Source organism: Microbulbifer sp. ABF4_107 (assembly GCF_056312215.1).
In genome coordinates this window covers 1,446,680-1,468,258 of sequence record NZ_CM149983.1, presented here as the reverse complement: position 1 = coordinate 1,468,258, position 21,579 = coordinate 1,446,680, and the positions used below count along the sequence as shown (strand labels likewise).

At 56.9% G+C, this 21,579-nt stretch carries 17 protein-coding genes; 11 read left to right on the top strand and 6 right to left on the bottom strand.

Annotation, left to right across the window (positions count from 1 at the left end; translation table 11 throughout):
* Position 1: 1 nt before the first annotated feature.
* Both ACYX4K_RS05995 and ACYX4K_RS05990 read right to left on the bottom strand, forming a co-directional pair.
* Positions 2-262, bottom strand: a complete 261-nt coding sequence (locus ACYX4K_RS05995; protein ID WP_475093031.1) for a zf-HC2 domain-containing protein — start codon at positions 260-262, stop codon at positions 2-4.
* Positions 259-906, bottom strand: coding sequence for an RNA polymerase factor sigma-70 (locus tag ACYX4K_RS05990; RefSeq protein WP_476178789.1), 648 nt, complete (start codon positions 904-906; stop codon positions 259-261). Before ACYX4K_RS05990 ends, ACYX4K_RS05995 begins: the two co-directional genes overlap by 4 nt.
* A 111-nt stretch (positions 907-1,017) precedes the next feature.
* On the opposite strand from ACYX4K_RS05990, the gene modA reads away from it, so the two are divergent.
* Genes modA through modC form a run of 3 tightly spaced genes read left to right on the top strand, consistent with a single transcriptional unit; the run spans position 1,018 to position 3,653 of the window.
* Positions 1,018-1,839: a molybdate ABC transporter substrate-binding protein gene (gene modA, locus ACYX4K_RS05985; protein WP_475093033.1), complete on the top strand. Its 822-nt coding sequence runs from the start codon at positions 1,018-1,020 to the stop codon at positions 1,837-1,839.
* Complete coding sequence (gene modB / locus ACYX4K_RS05980; protein ID WP_475093034.1) at positions 1,829-2,521, top strand: molybdate ABC transporter permease subunit; 693 nt, start codon at positions 1,829-1,831, stop codon at positions 2,519-2,521. The genes modA and modB overlap by 11 nt, the downstream gene beginning before the upstream one ends.
* Complete coding sequence (gene modC, locus ACYX4K_RS05975; protein WP_475093035.1) at positions 2,511-3,653, top strand: molybdenum ABC transporter ATP-binding protein; 1,143 nt, start codon at positions 2,511-2,513, stop codon at positions 3,651-3,653. Before modB ends, modC begins: the two co-directional genes overlap by 11 nt.
* Positions 3,654-3,747: 94 nt before the next feature.
* On the opposite strand, the gene ACYX4K_RS05970 is transcribed toward modC, so the two are convergent.
* Positions 3,748-6,921, bottom strand: a complete 3,174-nt coding sequence (locus ACYX4K_RS05970; protein ID WP_475093036.1) for an efflux RND transporter permease subunit — start codon at positions 6,919-6,921, stop codon at positions 3,748-3,750.
* 5 nt (positions 6,922-6,926) lie between these two features.
* A complete protein-coding gene (locus ACYX4K_RS05965) occupies positions 6,927-8,129 on the bottom strand; it encodes an efflux RND transporter periplasmic adaptor subunit (RefSeq protein ID WP_475093037.1) in 1,203 nt (400 codons plus the stop codon).
* Positions 8,130-8,459: 330 nt separating this feature from the next.
* On the opposite strand from ACYX4K_RS05965, the gene ACYX4K_RS05960 reads away from it, so the two are divergent.
* The 8 genes from ACYX4K_RS05960 (at position 8,460) to ACYX4K_RS05925 (ending at position 18,976) form a co-directional block, all read left to right on the top strand.
* A complete protein-coding gene (locus ACYX4K_RS05960; protein WP_475093038.1) occupies positions 8,460-9,137 on the top strand; it encodes a TetR family transcriptional regulator in 678 nt (225 codons plus the stop codon).
* A 215-nt stretch (positions 9,138-9,352) separates the two neighbouring features.
* Complete coding sequence (locus ACYX4K_RS05955) at positions 9,353-11,458, top strand: carboxy terminal-processing peptidase (RefSeq protein WP_475093039.1); 2,106 nt, start codon at positions 9,353-9,355, stop codon at positions 11,456-11,458.
* A 142-nt stretch (positions 11,459-11,600) separates the two neighbouring features.
* Complete coding sequence (gene xthA, locus ACYX4K_RS05950) at positions 11,601-12,416, top strand: exodeoxyribonuclease III (protein WP_475093040.1); 816 nt, start codon at positions 11,601-11,603, stop codon at positions 12,414-12,416.
* Between the two features lie 209 nt (positions 12,417-12,625).
* The gene (locus ACYX4K_RS05945; RefSeq protein WP_475093041.1) at positions 12,626-12,970 is read left to right on the top strand and encodes a metalloregulator ArsR/SmtB family transcription factor; all 345 of its coding nucleotides are present in this window, start codon (positions 12,626-12,628) and stop codon (positions 12,968-12,970) included.
* A gap of 99 nt (positions 12,971-13,069) precedes the next feature.
* Complete coding sequence (locus ACYX4K_RS05940) at positions 13,070-13,543, top strand: arsenate reductase ArsC (protein WP_475093042.1); 474 nt, start codon at positions 13,070-13,072, stop codon at positions 13,541-13,543.
* Between the two features lie 25 nt (positions 13,544-13,568).
* Complete coding sequence (gene arsB / locus ACYX4K_RS05935; RefSeq protein WP_475093043.1) at positions 13,569-14,636, top strand: ACR3 family arsenite efflux transporter; 1,068 nt, start codon at positions 13,569-13,571, stop codon at positions 14,634-14,636.
* Complete coding sequence (gene arsH / locus ACYX4K_RS05930; protein ID WP_475093044.1) at positions 14,633-15,352, top strand: arsenical resistance protein ArsH; 720 nt, start codon at positions 14,633-14,635, stop codon at positions 15,350-15,352. The genes arsB and arsH overlap by 4 nt, the downstream gene beginning before the upstream one ends.
* Before the next feature lie 474 nt (positions 15,353-15,826).
* Complete coding sequence (locus ACYX4K_RS05925; protein ID WP_475093045.1) at positions 15,827-18,976, top strand: TonB-dependent receptor; 3,150 nt, start codon at positions 15,827-15,829, stop codon at positions 18,974-18,976.
* A 92-nt stretch (positions 18,977-19,068) separates the two neighbouring features.
* Here the strand turns inward: ACYX4K_RS05925 and ACYX4K_RS05920 are convergent, their stop codons facing one another.
* Both ACYX4K_RS05920 and ACYX4K_RS05915 read right to left on the bottom strand, forming a co-directional pair.
* The gene (locus tag ACYX4K_RS05920; protein ID WP_475093046.1) at positions 19,069-21,273 is read right to left on the bottom strand and encodes a response regulator; all 2,205 of its coding nucleotides are present in this window, start codon (positions 21,271-21,273) and stop codon (positions 19,069-19,071) included.
* 57 nt (positions 21,274-21,330) lie between these two features.
* Positions 21,331-21,537 (bottom strand): DUF2788 domain-containing protein, encoded by a 207-nt coding sequence (locus tag ACYX4K_RS05915; protein WP_475093047.1) that lies wholly within the window; start codon positions 21,535-21,537, stop codon positions 21,331-21,333.
* Positions 21,538-21,579: the final 42 nt, after the last annotated feature.

The following is a 21,579-nucleotide window of genomic DNA, read 5'->3' as shown; positions in this document are numbered from 1 at the left end:
GCTAATCTCGCCGGCTCGCGCCATCCCGCTCTTCGGTCGGGCTGGCACCAGTCTCGCGCACCGCATCGCTCTTGGGATCGGTTTTGGTGGAGGTTTTGGTATAGGTTTTCGCCATGTCACGGAGTGAGCCCATTTGTTGGCCAAAGTTTCGACAACCGCGACACATCAGCAAATGAAACTTCAGCCCAAAACGCTCCCGGCGGCTGAGATCGCGCTCCATACGTTCCGAGAGCAAACGGGTGGCCTGCTTACAATTCATCATGATTTGGCTACCTCCGAACCTGACTGATCGAACCAGCCACTTTCCAGGCACTCACGCAACCGCAGCCGCGCCCGGTACAGGATCACATGCAGATTGCTGGTCGATAGGGAAAGCTGATCGCAGATTTCCTCCGACTCCAGTTCAATAAATTCACGCATCATAAACACTCGCGCCTGCTTCTCCGGCAAGCCATTGATACAGGCATCAAACACCCGCCAGAAGTGGTCACTGTGCACACCGCCCTGCGGGCCCGTCCAGGCGCTGGGCCTCTCCGCTTTGTGCCAGTGGCCAGCAGGATTGAACAATGCCTCGGAAAAGATCTGCTCCCGCTCTTCGTCATCCCCCAGCTCGCTGCTGGCAATGACCTTTTTCTGGTGGCGCAAGATATCGGTGATCTTGTACTTGAGGATGGAAAACACCCAGGTGCGCAGCGCAGACTGACGCCTGAAGGAATCTGCATTCTTCAGGGCACCAGCCAGCGCCTCCTGCACCGCGTCTTCCGCCAGATCGTCGTCGCGAAGCTGCAAACGGGCAAATTTCACCATCTGCTGACGCAAACCAGTAAGAAATTCGGGGTTTTGGAGGGAGTCTTCGGCCTTGCCCGCCTCCACTGGCTGCCCACTCACGGGCGTGCTTTCGGTCATCAAGTCATACTCGTAATGCAAAGCAAACCGCTGTGCCGTGTTGATTGGTCGTATAATGACGGCCATTCTTACATTTCCACCAATCCCCCGTCAGCTATGAGGAGTTACCGAGTGCTGGGATGGGCAAGCTGCCGCCTCCGTAATCGGCCTGTTGCAATCGCTTTTGCCGGCCTGTTCATTGCCATGGGCCCGGGTACCTTTACTGCCCCGGCGGCCCGTGCGGCAGAAATCACCATTGCCGTCGCCTCCAATTTTGCCGCGCCGATGAATGAGATTGCTGACGCATTCGAGTCGCAGAGCGAGCATAAGGTGCGGCTGGCCTTTGGTTCCTCTGGCAAACTCTTCGCTCAGATCCGTCACGGCGCGCCCTTTGAGGCGTTCTTCTCCGCGGATCAAGACAAGATCACCCGGCTGGTGGACAACAATCTCGCCGAGGCGGACAGCAGAATAACCTATGCCGAAGGGCGCCTCTTGCTGTGGTCTGCCACCGATCAGTACGTCGACAGCGCGGGGAAGGTGTTCCAGTCCGGCGATTTTCAGCGATTGGCGATTGCCAATCCAAAACTCGCGCCCTACGGCGCCGCCGCGTTGGAAGTGCTGACCGCGCTCGGCCTCGATACAGCGACAAAGCAAAAGCGGGTGGTGGGTGAGAATATTTCCCAGACCTATCAATTTGTCGCCAGTGGCAATGCGGAGCTTGGCCTGATCGCACTCTCTCAGGTCTATCGCAATGGCACTATTTCCGAAGGTTCCGGCTGGATAGTGCCGGAGTCGCTGTACCGCCCGATTCGACAGGATGCGGCGATTTTGACCCGTGCAAACAAAGGTGGAGATCGGGCGGTTGTCGACGCCTTCTGGGATTTTTTAGAAGGCCCCAGGGCGCGCACAATTATCGAGTCCTACGGATACCGGGTACCCGTGAATGCTGACTGATTCCGATCTCGCCGCAATCTGGTTGACCCTGAAACTCGCCACCACCGTTACCCTGCTGCTCTTGGTACTGGGCACGCCGCTGGCCTATTGGCTGGCAAAGACCCGATCCTGGTGGAAGGGGCCGGTCAGTGCCGTGGTCACGCTGCCCCTGGTATTGCCACCGACGGTGCTCGGTTTCTATCTGCTTATTTTTATGGGCCCGCAGGGGCCGCTGGGTAATTTGACCGAGTCCATCGGGCTCGGCACTCTGCCATTTACCTTTGCAGGACTGGTAATTGCCTCGCTGCTCTATTCACTGCCGTTCGTGGTGCAACCGATACAGAATGCCATCGAGGCACAGGGCCCGGGTCCCGGCGAAGTTGCAGCGACTTTGCGCTCCGGCCCCTGGGATCGCTTCTGGCATGTCACCATGCCGCTCGCCAAACCCGGCATCGTCACTGCCGCCGTTCTCGGCTTCGCCCATACCGTGGGAGAGTTTGGTGTCATCCTGATGATCGGCGGCAATATTCCCGGTGAGACGCGCGTGGTGTCGGTACAGATTTACGACCATGTGGAAGCCCTCGAATACACCCAGGCCCACTGGTTGTCCGCTGCCATGCTGGTGTTTTCGTTCTCTGTTTTACTGGCGCTGTATATGCTCCAGCGACGCAAGTCGGCCGGTGGGTGGCGCTATGGCCCCTGAGATTTCTTCTGATAAATCAATCACCGGTAAGTTCTATCTACCCCTCCGTCAGCAAGGACGTGGGGGCGACTTTGCGCTGGACGTGAATTTTGAAATTCCGGGCAATGGCGTGACGGGAATTTTTGGGCCTTCCGGCTCTGGCAAAACCACGTTGCTTCGCTGTATTGCCGGATTGCAGCCCTGCGAAACGGGCAGCCTTACGGTGAATGGCAAGACCTGGCAAAAAGCGGGAGATCGCAGGCAATCGCTTGCCGTGCATCAGCGCCCACTGGGTTTTGTCTTCCAGCAGCCGAGCCTTTTCCCGCACCTCAATGCCGAAGGCAATCTGGGATTTGCACGCAAGCGCGCAACGCAGCCGGTGAGCAATGACGAGTACGATGAGATCGTCGAACTGATGGGGATTGCCCCCCTGCTTTCACAGCGCCCGGATTCTCTGTCCGGTGGAGAGCAGCAGCGCGTGGCCATTGCCCGCGCACTACTGGTTAAGCCACGGCTATTACTGATGGACGAACCCCTCGCAGCCCTCGACCAGGCGCGCAAGCGTGAAATATTGCCGTACCTGGAAAAGCTCCATCAGTCCGTGGATATGCCCATCCTGTACGTGAGCCATTCCGTCGAAGAGGTCGCGCGGCTTGCGGATCACTTGCTGCTGATGGAAAACGGCAAGATCCAACGCGCGGGGCCGGCAACGGAGCTGCTATCGCGCACGGATTTTCCGGTTCAACTGGGCGACGATCTGGGTGTATTGCTGGAAGCCGAAGTCATTGAGCGCGACGCACAGTGGAACTTGCTGCGCGCACAGTTCGCCGGTGGTGAATTCTGGCTGCGTGACACTGGGGAAGCACCGGGAGAGAAAATTCGGCTCCGGATTCTGGCACGAGATGTAAGCCTGACGCGCACCGGCGATCAGCAATCCAGCATCCTCAATCGACTGCCCATGCGCGTACAGGAAATCACCGCGGATACCGACCCGGCCATGGTGCTGGTTCGAATGGTACCGCAGGATGCGGGCGCCCCCCGGGGCTGCACCCATGTCATCGCGCGGGTTACACGCCGATCGCTGCACGAGCTGGCTCTGCAAGAGAACTCGCCGGTTTGGGCACAGATTAAATCGGTGGCCATTGTCCGCTGATTTACGACGAATCGTTCCGACGTTTCTCACAGACATAAAAAAGGCCGGGCTGCTTGCGCAACACCCGGCCAAGGTTTACAGACGTCTAGTCGGATTAAGCAGGTTCTGAGTGGCGTTCTGTTTTTTCGCCCTCAATACCCAGCGTGTCGACGAATTCTTGCTCTTCGGTTTGCACCGATTTCTTGCCAAACAACTTCTGCACCACCACAAAGAACAGTGGGATAAAGAAGATACCCAGCAGAGTACCCACGATCATGCCACCCAGTACGCCGGTGCCGATGGCCTGCTGCGCACCGGAACCCGCGCCGGATGCAATCGCCAGAGGCAGAACACCCAGGCCGAATGCCAGCGAGGTCATGATGATCGGGCGCAGGCGGTCGCGCACGGCGTGCATGGTGGCTTCAATCAGCTCCATGCCCGCTTCCAGGTTCTGCTTGGCAAACTCCACGATCAGAATCGCGTTTTTACTGGTGAGACCCACGGTGGTCAGCATCGCCACCTGGAAGTAGATATCACGCTCAAAACCGCGCAGGTTACTCGCCACAATCGCACCGAGAATACCCAGTGGCGCCACCAGCAGTACCGCGGTCGGCACCGTCCAGCTCTCGTAAAGCGCAGCCAGACACAGGAACACGATCAGCACCGACAACACGTACAACAGCGTGGTCTGAGAACCGGCCTGCTGTTCCTGATAAGACAGCGCGGTCCACTCCAGGCCAAAACCTTCCGGCAACTGGCTCACCAGACGCTCCATTTCCGCCATGGCATCACCGGAGCTCACGCCAGGTGCGCCCTGCCCCTGGATCTGTACCGCCGGCACGCCGTTATAGCGCTCCAGACGCGGGGAACCGTAATCCCAGTCAAAGGTGGCGAAGGACGATACCGGCACCATCTCACCATTGTTATTACGCACGGACCACAGACGGAAATCCTCCGGGTTCATCCGGAATGGTGCGTCGGCCTGCATATACACGCGCTTGATACGACCGCGATCGATAAAGTCATCAATGTACTGGCCGCCCCAGGCAACCCCGAGGGTGCTATTGATATCACCAATGGACACACCGAGTGATGCGGCCTTGGCATTGTTCACCTTCAGCTTGAACTGTGGCGTATCTTCCTGGCCATTCGGGCGCACACCCGCAAGCAACGGACTCTGTGCCGCCATACCCAGCAGCTGGTTGCGCGCGTTGATCAACGCTTCGTGCCCCTGGTTGGCATTGTCCTGCAGGTACATTGCAAATCCAGCCGAGGTGCCAAGCTCCGGCAACGCCGGGGGTGAAAAGGCGTAGGCAATCGCATCCTTGATCTGGCTCAGGGCACCCATACCGCGCATGGCAACGGCACCCGCCTGCTCGGATTCTTCCTCACGCTCACCCCAGTCCTTCAGCTTGATAAAGGCCATGGCATTGTTCTGGCCACTACCGGCAAAGCTGAAGCCCTGTACCGAGAATACGGATTCCACCAGCTCGGATTCATTGTTAAGGAAGTGGTTTTCCAGCTTCTCAACAGATTCCATGGTGCGCTCCTGGGTGGCGCCAACCGGCGTCTGCACCAAAGAGAACAGCACACCCTGATCTTCCTCCGGCAGGAAGGAGCTGGGCGAGCGCACAAACAGGAACACCATCACCGCACTCAAAAGCGCGAAGATCACCATAAAGCGTCCGCTGCGGGCGAGAATACCGCGCACTCCGCGCTGGTAGGAGGCTGCGCTGCGGTCGAAATTGCGGTTGAACCATCCGAAGAAACCTTTCTTGCTACCGTGCGAACCGGGCTTCAGCATGGTCGCGCAAAGCGCCGGCGTCAGCACGATCGCAACAAGCACCGAGAAAGCCATAGCGGCCACAATGGTGGCGGAGAACTGGCGATAAATAATGCCGGTCGAGCCTTCCATAAAGGCCATGGGAACGAATACCGCCGATAGCACCACACCGATACCGATCAGAGCACCGGTGATCTGCTTCATGGATTTCTTTGTGGCTTCCTTGGGCGAGAGGTTTTCCTCATGCATCACCCGCTCCACGTTTTCCACCACCACGATGGCATCGTCCACCAGCAGACCGATGGCCAGTACCATCGCGAACATGGTGAGCATATTCACCGAAAAGCCGAGCACCGACAGCACACCGAATGTACCGAGCAATACCACAGGCACCGCGATCGTAGGGATGATGGTTGCGCGCAGGTTCTGCAGGAACAGCAGCATCACCAGGAAGACCAGGATCACCGCTTCCACCAGGGTCTGGACTACACCCTTGATCGACACTTCCACAAACGGCGTGGTGTCGAAGGGAATCACTGTTTTCAGGCCGGCTGGGGAATTTTCATCCAGTTCCGCGAGTTTCTCTTTAACGGCGGCGGCGGTTTCCAGGGCGTTGGCACCGGTGGCCAGAGTGATCGCAACGCCGGTGGCCGGCGCGCGGTTGTATCGGGTCAAAAAGTCGTAGCTCTCCGTGCCCATTTCCACTCGCGCCACATCACCCAGCTTCAGTACAGAACCGTCCGGGTTTGCCCGCAGCACGACATTGCGGAATTCTTCCGGCGTCTGCATGCGGCTTTGCGCGGTAATACTGGCGGTGAGTTGTTGTCCCTGCACCGCCGGGGTGCCACCGAGACTGCCGATTGCCACCTGAGAATTCTGATTGCGCACCGAAGCCATGATATCGGTCGGGGTCAGCTTGTAGGCGTCGAGCTTGTTAGGGTCCAGCCAGATTCGCATGGCGTATTTTGAACCGAACACCTGAATACTGCCCACACCGGGTACGCGACTCAGCGGGTCGACCAGATTGGACACCACATGGTCCGCGATATCCTCTTTGGTCATGCTGCCATCGGTCGAGACGAACCCGGCCACCATCAGGAAGCTGGCACTTCCTTTACCCACGGTAAGCCCCTGCCTTTGAACGATTTCCGGCAATAGAGGCATGGCCAGCTGCAGTTTGTTCTGCACCTGTACCTGGGCAATATCCGGATCCGTGCCGTTGGCAAAGGTCAGGGTAACTTCTGCAGTACCAATAGACTGACTGGTGGCAGACATGTACAGCAGGCCATCGAGGCCCTTCATGTTCTGCTCGATCACCTGAGTCACCGAGTCCTCGATGACTTTGGCAGACGCGCCGGGATAGGCACCGGTGATGGAAACCACGGGTGGCGCAATATCCGGGTAGCGTTCTACCGGCAATTTGCTGATCGCGAGGCTGCCGAACAGCATCACGACGATGGCGATCACCCACGCGAAGATCGGGCGATCGATAAAGAAACCTGCCATTTCAATTACCCCTTGCTGGCTTCGTTCTGTGCGTTATCTGCGGTTTCATTTTTCGGTGCGGGCAGATCCACTGGCGCAGGCGCCGCGGCCTCGCCAGCATTGACGACGACACCGGGGCGAATCTTCTGCAGCCCTTCGACGATCACACGGTCACCGGCCTTGAGACCGCTTTCCACCAGCCAGTTGCTGCCAACAGTCTGCGAAACCTGTACCGGGCGAACTTCCACGGTATTGCCTTCGCCAACCACCATCGCGGTGGTATTTCCCTTCGGATCACGTGCCACACCCTGCTGCGGAACCAGCACGGCGTTTTCACGCTGACCACTGCCAACAGCTGCACGCACATACATGCCGGGCAGCAATACATTTTCCGGATTCGGTACTACTACGCGCAGACGAACGCTGCCGGTGGTGGGATCAACACTCACCTCAGAGAATTCGAGTTTGCCAGCGTGGGGATAGGGACTGCCGTCTTCCAGCAGAATCGTTACCGGCAGGTCGTCGGTCTGCTCCATGGTTCCCGCGGCCAGTGACTTGCGCAGGTTCAGCAACTCGCTCACCGATTGGGTGAGGTCCACATAGATGGGGTCCAGTTGTTGAATCGTCGCCAATGGCGCCGCCTGGTTTGAGGTTACCAATGCCCCCTGGGTTACCGACGAGATGCCGATGCGACCGCTGATCGGCGCACTGATACGGGCGAAATCCAGCATCACTCTGGCCCGCTGTACCGCGGCCTTGGCAGAGGCCACATCCGCTTTCGCCTGTTGCAGTGCAGCAACGGCGGAATCGTTGTCCTGCTTGCTCACTGCGCCGGTCTTTACCAGTTCTTGGGTGCGATCTGCCTGCAGCTTGGACACGGTCAGGGTAGCCTGCGCCCGCTCCAGCGAAGCCTTGGCACTGTCGAAATCCGCCTGATAGCGGGCGTCGTCCAGCTGATACAGGGCGCCGCCGGCTTCCACCAGACCGCCCTCTTTAAACAGCTGATCCTTGACGATACCGTCGACCTGCGGGCGAACTTCCGCCACCTTGAAGGGACTGGTACGGCCGGGAAGCTGCCGGGTCAGGGTAACCGGCTGGGTATCCAGGGTGACAACGGTGACCTGCGGCGTGTGTCCCTGCATGGCGGGTTGTTTTTCTCCGCAGGCTGACAACAGCGCTACGGCGAGCAACAGGCTGCCGGAGATCAACGACTTCTTTTTGTGCAACATGACGACCTCGTAATTGCGTCCATACCGGTACCAACTGGTACCACCGCGATAAGTAGCTAGAAAAAATGGCGCCGCTCGGAAACGGCGGCCATAAAAAGAACGTGACGGGCTGACTGAATGGCCCGATCAGCGCATTTGCCCATGTCGGGCGAAGAAGAGTGCTTGCCGAACTGACCTGACTTAAGTGGACAGCATGGCAACTTGAGTCGATTTAAATACATTCATGAATGAATATCAACTATTTATTCATGGATGAATGTAAAGTAAGATCAACCCCCACAGCGATGCGCCAGTGTTCCGTCGCGCAGCACCTCTAATCAGGACCCGATAATGGCCAAACGAACCAAAGAAGACGCCCTGGAGACCCGCGAGAAGATTCTCGACGCGGCGGTGGAGGTCTTCGACCGGCGAGGGGTTTCCCGCCCCTCCCTGACCGAGATTGCCCAGCTGGCGGGGGTTACCCGCGGCGCGGTATACGGCCATTTTCAAAACAAGGCGGACCTGTTCAGCGCACTGGCCGACAGGATCCAGCTGCCAGACGAATCTCTCTGTCAGGCGCCCCATCAATCCTGCGACCCATTGGGCGAACTGCGTAACCGCTGGCTCTTTATGTACCGCGAGGTGATGTCAAACGAACAATGGCATCGGATCTTCGCCATCATTCTGCTGCGCTGCGAATGGGTGCCCGAAAACGGGGAAATCAACCAGCGCTGCAGCGAGGGCCACGCCGAAGGAACAGCGCGGTTGCGGAATTTGATTGAAGGTGCGGTTTCCGTCGGTCAGCTGCCCTCGGACCTCGATGTCGAGGTCGCAGTTCCCGTGGTTCACGCTGGCATTATTGGTTTACTGCAGGAATGGCTGATGAATCCCGATGCATTCAATATTGCCGAGGTCGGCGCCCGTCACGTGGAAGCCATGCTGGAAATGCTGCAAAAATCATCCCACCTGAGAAAAACACCGGCCGCAGATCGGCCTGAAACCGCGACCGACAGCGCCAGTACTGAGTAATTTTTCATCGCCACCGATCAGATGGCGGGAAATTCATTTCTCTCATTGCCCTATTCCGGCAACCTTTCGCCTTGTTCAAGAAGCATTTCATGCCTTTCGGAGCTTTCAGCCTTTATACTTGTCCTAAGCTATAAGTCGCCACTGCTCCGGAAGCCCCCTTCCGGCCCCATTTGACAGTGGGACGCCTTGAAGTAGGACGTATAAAGAGACTCCTTATGCTTAGCAATCGAATAGCCGCACTGATATCCGGCCTTTCCCTTTCCCTCCTGGTACTCGCATCCCCGGTCGTCGCGGCCGATGACACGGAAGAGCTCAAACCCCACGAAGAACAGGGTGGAACGGCCCGCGAGATCGTCAGCAAACTCGAAATGCTGCATTACAACAAGCTCAAGGTCAGCGATGAAATGTCGGCCGGCCTGTGGGACGAGTACATCGATAGCCTCGACCCAGCCAAGAGCTATTTCCTGGCTTCCGACATCAATGAATTCCGCCAGTGGCGCACCAAGCTGGATGACGACCTCCGCGCAGGCAACGTCGACCGCGGATTCGAAATCTACAATCGCTACCGCCTGCGTATTTCCGACCGCCTGAACAATATCGTCTCGCAGCTGGAAAATGGCCTGCCCAAATTCGATTTCACCAAGGACGAATCCCTTGAGCTGGATCGCGAAAAAAGCGAATGGCCCCAATCCATCAGCGCCGCAGACGACCTGTGGCGCAAGCGCCTGAAAAGCAGCGTGCTCAACCTGCGCCTCACCGACAAGAGCGATGAAGAAATTGCCGACCTGCTCAAGCGCCGCTACAAGGGCCAGCTTAAACGCCTGAGCCAGCAGAATTCCGACGACGTGTTCGAGCTCTACATGAACTCGCTCACCCGCCTGTACGACCCCCACAGCAACTACCTGTCTCCGCGCTCCCTGGAGAACTTCAATATGAGCATGTCCCTCTCCCTTGAGGGTATTGGTGCCGTATTGCAGATGGAAGACGAGTACACCAAGGTGGCGCGACTGGTCGCGGGTGGCCCTGCGGACCGCACCGGCAAGATCAAACCCAACGACAAAATCGTGGCTGTTGGTCAGGATGAAAAAGGCGAAATGGTCGATGTGGTCGGCTGGCGCCTCGACGATGTGGTGGACCTGATCCGCGGCTCCGCCGGTACCTTCGTACGTCTGGAAACCATCCCCACCGGCGGTGACGGCAGCCACCGCACCATCACCATCAAGCGCAGTAAGGTGAAGCTGGAAGATCAGGCGGCGAAAAAAGCCATCTTCGAATTCTCTGACGGCGAACAGAATTACAAAGTGGGCGTGATCAACCTGCCGACGTTCTATATCGACTTCGAAGCCTATCGCCGCCGCGATCCCAACTACAAAAGCACCACCCGCGATGTAGCGCGACTGCTGGACGAACTTCAGAAAGAAGGTGTCGACGGCGTTATCCTGGACCTGCGCAATAACGGCGGCGGCTCCCTGCAGGAAGCCACCATGCTCACCGACCTGTTTATTGATCAGGGTCCGGTGGTGCAGATCCGCCATGCCAACGAACAGATTTCCCGACACAACCGCTCGCGCTCCCGCGCCATGTATCGCGGCCCGCTCGTGGTACTGATCAATCGCCTGTCCGCCTCTGCCTCGGAGATCTTTGCCGGCGCAATTCAGGACTACAACCGCGGCCTTGTCGTAGGTAACCAGTCCTTCGGTAAAGGTACTGTGCAGACGATGGCGCCACTGAAGGAAGGCCAGCTGAAAATCACCCAGTCCAAGTTCTACCGGGTGTCCGGTGACAGTACCCAGCACGCTGGTGTGATGCCTGATATTGCCATGCCGCAATTGATCGACAGCGAGCAGGTCGGGGAGAGCGCCTATGACACCGCCCTGCCCTGGGACCGTATCCACGCCGTGCGCCACGCCAAGTACTTCAACCTGAAAGACATGGTGCCGGAACTGTCGAAAAAGCACGACAAGCGCACCGCCGTCGATCCGGACTTTGTATTCCTGCGCAAGCAGTTTGAATACCAGTCTGAGCGCGCGAATCGCAAGACCGTATCCCTAAACGAAGACGCGCGCATTCAGGAGCGTGAAGACCTGAATCAGGAAATTCTCGCAATGGAGAACAAGCGTCGCGAAGCCAAAGGCCTGGAGCCTTACGAGAACTTCGAGGCCTATGAAAAAAGTGAATCGGAAGATACCGCGCCTGTTGGTGGCCCTACCGAAATCACCCTGGAAGACGATCCTGTGCTGAATGAAGCGGGCTACATCATGGCCGACTTTATTGGCTTGAAAAAACACACCAACTCGCCGCAAGTAGCCAACTTCGACTGAATTGAGTGTGCGATAGAGCAAACGGCCTGCGGCTTTAATGAAGTGGCGGGCCGATTAAATCATTACCAAGCCCGCTGCTTTTTTTCGAGCAGCGGGCTTTGGCTTTTTGAACGATTGAGAAAACTTTTCGGGGGGAGGAAAAATGAAAGTTGTATCCTTTAACGTAAACAGTATCCGCGCGCGTTTGCACCAGATGGAAACACTGGTGAAAACCCAGTCACCAGACATCATCGGCCTGCAGGAAACCAAGGTCACCGACGAAGATTTTCCGGAGGATGTGATTCGGGATCTCGGCTACGAAGTTATCTATTTCGGCCAGAAGACCCACTATGGTGTCGCCCTGCTCTCGCGCTACCCCTTTCTCAAAAAGCAGTACGGCTTCCCCACCGATGCCGACGATGCGCAGCGGCGCCTGGTTGCCGGTCAGTTCGATATCGGTGCAGACCAGCCTCTCACAGTCATCAATGGCTACTTCCCGCAAGGGGAAAGCCGCGACCACCCGGTGAAATTCCCGGCCAAGCAAAAGTACTACGCGGATCTCGATGCCTACCTGAACAACAGCTGCGACAGCAAGGCACCGGTACTGGTCATTGGCGATATGAACATCTCGCCAACCGATCTGGATATCGGCATCGGCGAACCCAACCGCAAGCGCTGGCTGCGGGACGGCAAGTGCAGCTTCCTGCCGGAAGAGCGTGAGTGGCTGGAGAAAATCCATAACTGGGGTCTGGTGGACACCTTCCGTGCGCAAAACCCGGAAACCAATGATCTGTTCAGCTGGTTTGATTACCGCAGCCGCGGCTTTGACCGCGAGCCGCGCCGCGGCCTGCGCATCGACCTGATCATGGCCACCCAAACCCTTGCTGACCGCTGCGTCAATACCGGTATTGATTACGACATCCGCGGTATGGAGCGCCCTTCAGACCACGCGCCAGTGTGGGCGGAATTTGATATCTAACTAGCCAGCCTCGTGGCGCATCGGTACGGCCCCAGTGCGTCACACTTCCCTAACCTTTTCTGCCTCTCCTCCCCGCCCCATATCCACCTCGCAACGGCTCATGCACAAAATATCTGGATTCCAACATATTTGATTTTGCGTATATATGAATTTTCGAATACCATGCGCAGCACTGGAATAGCCCTGCTCTGTCGACTCAGGAGTACCCGATGAACCCGGTATCCGTTTTCAAATGCCTTGCCGATGACACCCGCCTGCGCAGTCTCTTATTGATTGCCAGCGAGGGGGAACTGTGCGTGTGCGAGCTAATGTGTGCCCTGGACGAGAGCCAGCCCAAGATTTCACGCCACCTGGCACAACTGCGCAATTGCGAGCTGTTGCAGGATGAGCGCCGCGGCCAGTGGGTCTATTACCGCCTGGCGCCGGACCTGCCCGACTGGATACCGGAGATTCTCCTGCAGACTCTGCAGGCAAATCCCGTATTTATTCAGGCCAACCAGCAGGCGCTGAGCGAAATGCAGGACCGCCCTGGAAGCAAAAACAGTTGCTGCTAATCGAGGCTCCACGCTCGATCCCACTTCTGGATCTACGTAGTTCAATGAATCAACTGTAACGGCGTATTGAATTTCGCCTTACCCAAAAGGAAGCACCCGATGAAAATTCTCTATATCTGCACACACAATCGCTGCCGCAGTATCCTCAGCGAAGCCGTCACCAATCATCTTGGCCAGGGTCGCATCGACGCGCGTAGCGCCGGTAGTCAGCCCAGTGGCGAGGTACATCCGCTTTCCCTTGCATACCTGGCGCAACGCGGTATCGCTACCGACGGCCTCAAGAGCCAGTCCTGGGACGAGTTTGAGAGCTGGGTTCCCGATCTGGTGGTAACCGTTTGCGACAGCGCGGCCGGTGAAGCCTGCCCAATCTGGCTGGGCGAATCGACCAAGGTGCACTGGGGGCTTGAAGATCCATCCAAACTGGAAGGCAGCGAAGAAGAGCTGGCTCAAGCCTTCAATCACACCATCGACCTTATTCAGGCACGGGTAGAGAAAATGCTCGAGCTCGATCTGGATAAAAAATATGGTTCGGAGCTTCGCGATGCCGCCCAGGCATTGATCGCAAGCGAATAACAACCGCTTACAGGAGGTTCGTGATATGGGAATTTTTGAACGCTATCTGTCGGTGTGGGTGGGTTTGTGTATTCTTGCCGGATTACTTTTGGGGAATATAGCCCCTGAGCTTTTCCAGCAAATCGCCGGCATGGAGATCGCCCACGTCAACTTGCCCGTGGCAGTGTTTATCTGGGTAATGATTTACCCGATGATGGTGCAGGTAGACTTTTCCTCCATCAAACACGTGGGCGACAAGCCGAAAGGTCTGGTGCTGACCCTGGTGATCAACTGGCTGATCAAGCCTTTTACCATGGCAGCCCTCGGCTGGTTGTTCTTCCGGGTGATTTTTGCCGATCTTGTGGATCCGCAAACCGCATCGGAATATATCGCCGGCATGATTCTGCTGGGTGTCGCTCCCTGTACCGCAATGGTATTTGTGTGGAGCCAGCTCACCCGTGGTGATGCCAATTACACGCTGGTGCAGGTCTCGGTAAACGACGTGATCATGATATTTGCATTCGCCCCGATCGCGGCCCTGCTACTTGGCGTCAGTGATATCACCGTACCCTGGGACACCCTGCTCCTTTCTGTGGTGCTGTATGTATTGCTGCCGCTAATCGCCGGGGTGCTCACACGTCGCGCTCTGGACAAAGCCAACGACCACAGCCGCCTGGACAATTTTCTGCAGCGGGTAAAACCCATTTCTGTGGCCGGCTTGCTGGCAACCGTGGTTCTGCTGTTTGGATTCCAGGCCGAGACCATCATCAATAGTCCGCTGGCGATTGTCCTAATTGCCATTCCGCTGCTGATTCAAACCTACGGCATTTTTGCCGTGAGCTACCTTGCCGCGCATAGAATGAAGCTGCCCCACAATATTGCAGCTCCCGCGTGCATGATCGGCACATCCAACTTTTTTGAGTTGGCGGTAGCCGTTGCTATTTCACTGTTTGGACTGCACTCCGGTGCAGCACTGGCAACGGTGGTTGGCGTACTGGTAGAGGTACCCGTGATGCTCTCGCTCGTCGCCATCGCAAACCGCACGCGCCACTGGTTTGACGGCAATACCTCTCCAGTAACCCAGGAATCAAAAGCTACCGGGGAGAAAGTATGAGCAAGCTCAATGACGAAATGCCGAATCTAATTTCGGATTGCTTCCACGACACCGACAAGAGCCAGTTAACCGCCGCCATAAACGACACAGCACCCAAGATTCTATTGCTATACGGCTCTCTGCGCGCACGCTCTTTCAGTCGGCTGGCCGCAGAAGAAGCCGCCCGTATTCTGTATCGCCTGGGCGCTGAAACCCGTATCTTCAACCCTTCGGGCTTGCCGCTACCGGATGATGCCGATGCGGATCACCCCAAGGTTCAGGAGCTGCGTGAACTCGCCACCTGGAGCGATGGCATGGTCTGGTCCTCGCCGGAGCGGCACGGGGCCATGACCGGTATCATGAAGGCGCAGATCGACTGGATCCCCCTGGCCATGCAGGGCGTGCGCCCCACCCAGGGAAAAACCCTGGCGGTCATGCAGGTGTGTGGCGGTTCGCAGTCGTTTAATGCGGTTAACCAGATGCGCATTCTCGGCCGCTGGATGCGCATGGTCACCATTCCGAATCAGTCTTCCGTGGCCAAGGCCTGGATGGAATTTGATGATGACGACCGAATGAAGCCTTCCTCTTATTACGATCGCATCGTTGATGTAATGGAAGAACTGATGAAGTTTACCTACTTACTGAAAGACAAACGGGACTACTTTACCGATCGCTATTCCGAGCGCAAGGAAACCAGCGAAGAATTTCGCCAGCGGATCGATCAGCGATCCATGTAGGCGCAAGCAACCTGAAAAGTGGTGTCGCACTCGCGACACCAGACTTTGACTCACACGAAAACAACAAGCCCTGTTGTGCAAGGACGTGCACAGGGCAACTCTCCCCCTAGACTCCCTGCAAAAAATACCGCTCTCCCGCTATTCAAACTATTTCGAACCCTCTCCTGAACTGCAAAGCCTAGACCTCACCACTGGACACTAAATCGCAAATACTGCATTTCTGTTACCAAGCAATTAACTCCGCTAATTGCCGCTATAGACAGAAAATATCTGTCACCCGTTTGCGATAAACCGGAAATATTTTCTTCACTCCGCTGCAAGACTTCTCCACAACAATGGGCGCGCCGAATGTTCGGCCGGCTGCACCGCAGTCCGAAACCTACATGAACGAGATACACATTCAGGCCCACGGGAAAGATACCGAGGATACGGTGCGCCCGCACGGCAACCAGAAGTACACATTAGGAGAGTTCCATGATCAGTTCCGTAAAACGCAACGCCTTTCCGGTTGCGCTACTATCCGCAGCGGTAATCTCCGCACTGGGAATCGCACCGACCGCCAGCGCGCAACAGACGACTTCAGCGATTCGTGGCGTAGTGACCAGCGATGGGGGGAAACCCGTCGAAAATGCCAAGCTCACCATCATTCACCAGCCCTCCAACACCCAGAGCGTTATTGAAAGTGGCAATGCAGGCCGCTTCAATGCATCCGGCCTGCGTGTGGGTGGTCCCTACACCGTGCGTGTTGAATCCGATTTTGGGGATGAGACGGTTAACGGTATTTATCTTTCCCTGGGCAATCCCTTAGTCCTCCCCATCGACCTCGACAGTGACGATGTCGAAGTGAATGAGCTTGAAGAGGTTGTTGTGACGGCAGAGGCGCTGCTGTCTGAGAACCGCGGTTCCAGCAGTGTCTTCGGTGAAGACCAGATTTCCTCCGCTGCAACCTTCAACCGCGATCTCAAGGAAATCATCCGGGCCAACCCACTGGCGGTGGTCAGCCCCGATGGCACCGAGCTGAGCATCGCGGGCTCCAACCCGAAATACAACGCGTTCACCATCGACAGCGTGGGTATCAACGATACGTTCGGCCTGCAGTCCAACGGTTACCCCACCAACCGCCCACCGATCTCCCTGGATGCGGTTGAGCAGATCTCCGTGGATTTCGCACCATTCGATGCCCGTATCGGCAAGTTTGGCGGCGGTAACATTAACGCCGTGACCAAATCCGGCACCAATGAATATCACGGCAGCATCTATGTCGAAAATACGCCGTGGACTGGCACTGCCAAAGACGACCGACTGCCCACCGATGGCTCGGTTACTGAGATCGATATCGAGAACGAAGAAGAGACTTACGGTGCTACCTTCAGCGGCGCACTGGTCCAGGACAAACTGTTTTTCTTCTCTTCCTATGAGAAGTGGGAAGAAGAAGTCGCGTTTGACTACGACCTGAACACCCTCGCCAATCACGATGTAACCCCAGCGGAGCGCGACCGCGCCCTGGCGATCCTTCAGGATGTATACGGCCTGAGCGACACCGCAGGATCTGCGCCAGCCCCGGACAGCGATGAAAAGGTTCTGGTAAAACTGGACTGGAATATCGCCGATAACCAGCGCGCCGACTTCACCTACAGCACCCAGGAAACCCGCTCCGCGCGCAACTACACCGACGGCAGTGAAACCCTGAACCTGGGCTCCAACCTGTGGACCATGGCCCAGGACACCAGCTACTACACCGCGCACCTGTTCTCGGACTGGAGCGATGTATTCAGCACCGAGGTGAACCTGTCCTACAAGGACTATGAGCAGGCCTCCATGACTAGCTCCAGCTGGGGGGAAATCAATATCCAGACCGAAGATGGGTATATCGTCGCCGGTGCAGACGAAAACCGCCACGCCAACGTGCTGGCCAATGAAGTATGGAACTTTGGCGTACACGGCACCTACCTGGCCGGTGAAGTCCAGTATCGGTTTGGTGCGGAACTGGAGGACACCTGGAACTACAACCTCTACGGCCGCGATGCACGGGGCACCTGGACCTTTGACGACCTCGACGCGTTTGAAAACCGCGAAGTCGCGAGCCTCGAGTACAGCAACGCCTACACCAACAACATCGATGATATTGCCTACGATGTAAATGGCACTACCTACTCCCTGTACGGTGAAGCCACCTTCGAGCCATTCGCCGGATTTGAGCTTGTGGCCGGTCTGCGCTACGAGACACTGAGCATCGACAGCGCCCCCAACCAGAACGATAATTTTGTGGAAACCTATGGTTTCAGCAACACCGAGAATCTGGATGGACGCGATATCTTCCTGCCGCGCATCGGCTTTAACTGGGCGGTTCAGGATGACCTGACCCTACGCGGCGGCGTCGGGCGCTTCAGCGGCGGCATGCCGCTGGTGTGGGTATCCAACGCCTACACCAACGACGGCACCACCAAGGATTCCTTCTACAGTACCGATGTTGACCCTTCCAACGTCGACTTCACCGGTGTCCCTCAGGCGGCGTTGGACGCCCTGGAACCCGGTGCCGGCAGCACCAATACCATCGATCCGGACTTCGAGCTTCCTTCCGACTGGCGCTACCAGCTGGCTGCGGACTATGTGTTTGCAATTCCGGGCGTGGGTGATGACTTCAGCTGGACCACCGAAGTCATGTACGTCGATCGTGAAAATGCGGTGTACTGGCGCGACCTGTCGCGGGTCGATAACGGCAAGCGTATCGGCGACCGCATTATCTGGGACAGCATTTATGACGGCACAGAGTTCGAAGGCAACTATGACCTGGAGCTGACCAACGTCGACAATGGTGGCCGCAGTATCATCTGGTCCACCGCCCTGGACAAAGCCTTTGACAACGGCCTCTCCTTCAACCTGTCCTACACCAATCAGGACATTACCGAAGTGAATCCGGGCACCAGCTCCACGGCGGAATCCAACTTCCAGTATGAAGTAACCGAAAACCGCAACCAGCCCCTGGAAGGCACTGCCTACTACGAAATCGAGCATCGCTTCGTTCTGAATCTGGGCTACCGCGCCGAGTTCATCCAGGGTTACGCCACCAACTTCAACCTGTTTATGGAGCGCCGCTCCGGGCGTCCGTTCTCCTGGACCCTGGACTCCTACCGCGATGCACACTTCGGCGATCAGGCCAGTTTCGACGACTCCGATGTCTACCTGGCCTATATCCCGTCCGGTGCAGATGACCCCAACGTGGACTTTGAAAATGGTCTGAGCTACGCGGAAATCATGGAAATGGCCCGTGCCGCCGGCGTCGATGGGTATGCCGGTGGGTTTGTAGACAAATACTCCGACAATATGCCCTGGGTAACCACCATGGATCTGGCAATCAGCCAGGAAGTCCCAGGCTTTATGCCGGAGCACCGCGGCCTGGTGTACCTGACCATCGATAACTTTGCCAATCTGCTGAATGACGATTGGGGTAAGGTGTACGATCTGGAGTACCCGCAGAACAAGCTGTTCGACTTCGATGTGAATGAGGACGGCCAGTATGTGTACGACGAACCCTTCGGTGGCTTTGATTCGCGCAACTACAGCCGTTTCGAGGCAGCAGAGTCTACCTGGCGTGTGAAGCTGGGCCTGAAATACAACTTCTGATCCAGCCCCTGCGGAGCCGGAACTTTACGGCCCCGTAAAACAGAAATGGCCTGTCATTGACAGGCCATTTTTTTAATGGCTTCGCGATCTACCTATTCGCCGAGCCAGCGCTCCAGCGTCTCCGCCAGGCTGTCTTTACTCAACGGCTTGGTAAGGAAATCGTCCATTCCCGCTGCCAGACAACGCCCCTCAAACTGCTCTTCCGTGGTACTGGTCAATGCCACCACCGGCAAGCGATCGTCGCTGGAATATTCGCTTTCCCACAGCCGCAACTGCTCGATAATTTCCGCACTGTGGCCGGTATTCTGCTGGCAATCCACCAGCAGCAGGTCAAAATTGTTTTCGGGTAGCAACAGTAGAGCCTCTTCGACGGAGGGAACCACCTGAACCTGATACCCCAATGCCTGCACCATTTCCTCGGTTACCCCCTGATGCTGTCGGGACTCCTCGATCAACAACAGGTTGTTTTTGCGGGGCACCGCAGATTGTTGGCTGACCACCCTCCGACTGGCTTTTTTCTGGCCACCGAACAGCCGCAAAACCAGCGCATCGTGGAATTCTTTACGGGTCACCGGCCGGGCCAGATATTGCGCTTCCGGGTCAGCCGAGGCCAGTGGTGAAAACTCCAACTTGTGTCCATAGCCCCCGAGGCATAGCAGGGGAAATTTGGTACTTTCTGTCTTGTTTGACGCAATCACCTGCGTCACGCCACTCAACATCTGCGCATCCCCGGCTGCCGGTGCCAACACCACCAGCTGGCCGCGTTCCATAAACTGCAACAGCTCATCCATCGGTGCGGTACTTCCGTCGTCCCAGACTTCACAGGACACTTCCATACCGAAGGACTTCAATTGCTGCACGATACCGCCCACAAACAGACCGCGCTGATGCAGCAGCAGAATCTCGGTATCCTGCAGGCGTCGGTCAGGCTGTAAATAGATGCGCTGGTTTGGTTCGATCTCGAATTTGATCACCACCTGATAGCGGTTGCCCTCGTCAGATGAGTGCAGTTGCAGGTAGCCCCCCATGGCCTCCGCCAGGCCCTTGGCGATATTCAGCCCGAGTCCGGTGGTCACCTGGGTGGTGTCCTTACGGGAGAATGCACCAAACAGTTCCGATTCGTCCGGCAGGATTTCACCGCGACCGTTATCCACCAGCTTGAGCGTCAACTGCCCTTCTTCGGTTCCCACCTGCTCAAACAGGACTTCCCCCCACAGCTCACCGCTCTCGGCGATTACCGTAGCGGAGTCAACCAGATTGCGAATCAGCTGCGCGGTCTTGCGGTTGTCGCCGGTCACCATGACCGGCAACTCATCACTGATCTGAAAATTGAATTCGAGGCGCTGACGCTGGGCAGCGCGCGCGGCGAACTTGAAGGCTTTCTCGATGGTTCGCACCAGATTGAACGGCGCGCGTCGCAGGTGAATATCTTTGCGCGCTACGCGGGTGAACATACCCACGTTATCAACCAGTTTCAGCTGTTGGTTGCAGGCGTTCTTGGCCAACCGCACCCATTCCCGCTGGCGCTCGGAAAGTCGGTCTCCGTCTAGCAGCGCCAGAGCCCCCAGGGAGTCAGACAGCTGGCTGCGAAATTCCTGTCCGACATTGGCCAGAAACTCATTGGTAACTTCTACTGCCGCATCGGAGTGCTTGCGCGCCGCGGCGAGATTGCTGGCCTTCTGCTGAAGCGCCTGCATGGCAGCCACGCGATCCCAGTAATTTTCAGACTCACGCCGCGCCTGGTGCGCCATCAGCCATACAAACGCCAGCGTCAGGGCACCATAGATGGCCCCGAGAATATCCGCTGTCATAAACCCCTGGAGGGCGGCCGGCACCAGAGATCCCGCCAGAAACCAGGTCAAAAAACGGTGGTATGGAGAGAATACAGAAGCCACGCTGGCGCAAAACACAACGGTATACAGCCACAGGAACTGAGTGGCCGGCGAAAAGCCCAGTAAAAATACATGGCTCAGGAGAATTACGCCCCACCAGATCGCCCCGAGGGTAGAGGCCAGGAAATATCGGTGCCGCCAGCGCTTGGGACCTGTGGCATAAATATTGTCAAAGCGGAAAACGTAATAGGCGCGGAACAGAGTGACCAGGACCAGAACAATCGCCAGGGACAGAACCAGTTTGGGTGCGAGGGTTCGCAGCTCACCGATAGCAACGGCAATGGCAAACGCCACCATGGTGAACAACATACCGCGGCGACTGTATTTGGCAATGCGCGTATCCGTGTTCCGGCATACGCGGCGATCTTTTTGAACTTTCAGTTCCGGGTGATCAAATAACGGCATAGCGAATTCCGGCGAACGCTCCCTGTGACGGAAATGTCGAGGCGCTGCAATGGCTTTTTACTGGCCCAGGCCCATAACTTCGACCAATACGGTTTTTACGAGGAAGCCCAGCAAGCCTAGACCAAGAGCAATAAACAGAATGAAAGTGCCGAAGCGACCCGCCTTGGACTCCTTCGCCAGATTCCAGACGATAAACACCATAAACAGAATCAGGCCGCCAATGCCAATGATCAGGGAATACTCTTCAAACAGCTCGAAGCTCATGACACCTCTTCTACGCGTAAATCCAGGCTTTAGCCGGGCTAC

Bases quoted from the DNA above. Each gene is read 5' to 3' on its own strand.
- ACYX4K_RS05995 (WP_475093031.1), bottom strand. From the start codon at position 262: ATGATGAATTGTAAGCAGGCCACCCGTTTGCTCTCGGAACGTATGGAG.
- ACYX4K_RS05990 (WP_476178789.1), bottom strand. From the start codon at position 906: ATGACCGAAAGCACGCCCGTGAGTGGGCAGCCAGTGGAGGCGGGCAAG.
- modB (WP_475093034.1), top strand. From the start codon at position 1,829: ATGCTGACTGATTCCGATCTCGCCGCAATCTGGTTGACCCTGAAACTC.
- modC (WP_475093035.1), top strand. From the start codon at position 2,511: ATGGCCCCTGAGATTTCTTCTGATAAATCAATCACCGGTAAGTTCTAT.
- ACYX4K_RS05970 (WP_475093036.1), bottom strand. From the start codon at position 6,921: ATGGCAGGTTTCTTTATCGATCGCCCGATCTTCGCGTGGGTGATCGCC.
- ACYX4K_RS05965 (WP_475093037.1), bottom strand. From the start codon at position 8,129: ATGTTGCACAAAAAGAAGTCGTTGATCTCCGGCAGCCTGTTGCTCGCC.
- ACYX4K_RS05960 (WP_475093038.1), top strand. From the start codon at position 8,460: ATGGCCAAACGAACCAAAGAAGACGCCCTGGAGACCCGCGAGAAGATT.
- ACYX4K_RS05955 (WP_475093039.1), top strand. From the start codon at position 9,353: ATGCTTAGCAATCGAATAGCCGCACTGATATCCGGCCTTTCCCTTTCC.
- xthA (WP_475093040.1), top strand. From the start codon at position 11,601: ATGAAAGTTGTATCCTTTAACGTAAACAGTATCCGCGCGCGTTTGCAC.
- ACYX4K_RS05945 (WP_475093041.1), top strand. From the start codon at position 12,626: ATGAACCCGGTATCCGTTTTCAAATGCCTTGCCGATGACACCCGCCTG.
- ACYX4K_RS05940 (WP_475093042.1), top strand. From the start codon at position 13,070: ATGAAAATTCTCTATATCTGCACACACAATCGCTGCCGCAGTATCCTC.
- arsB (WP_475093043.1), top strand. From the start codon at position 13,569: ATGGGAATTTTTGAACGCTATCTGTCGGTGTGGGTGGGTTTGTGTATT.
- arsH (WP_475093044.1), top strand. From the start codon at position 14,633: ATGAGCAAGCTCAATGACGAAATGCCGAATCTAATTTCGGATTGCTTC.
- ACYX4K_RS05925 (WP_475093045.1), top strand. From the start codon at position 15,827: ATGATCAGTTCCGTAAAACGCAACGCCTTTCCGGTTGCGCTACTATCC.
- ACYX4K_RS05920 (WP_475093046.1), bottom strand. From the start codon at position 21,273: ATGCCGTTATTTGATCACCCGGAACTGAAAGTTCAAAAAGATCGCCGC.
- ACYX4K_RS05915 (WP_475093047.1), bottom strand. From the start codon at position 21,537: ATGAGCTTCGAGCTGTTTGAAGAGTATTCCCTGATCATTGGCATTGGC.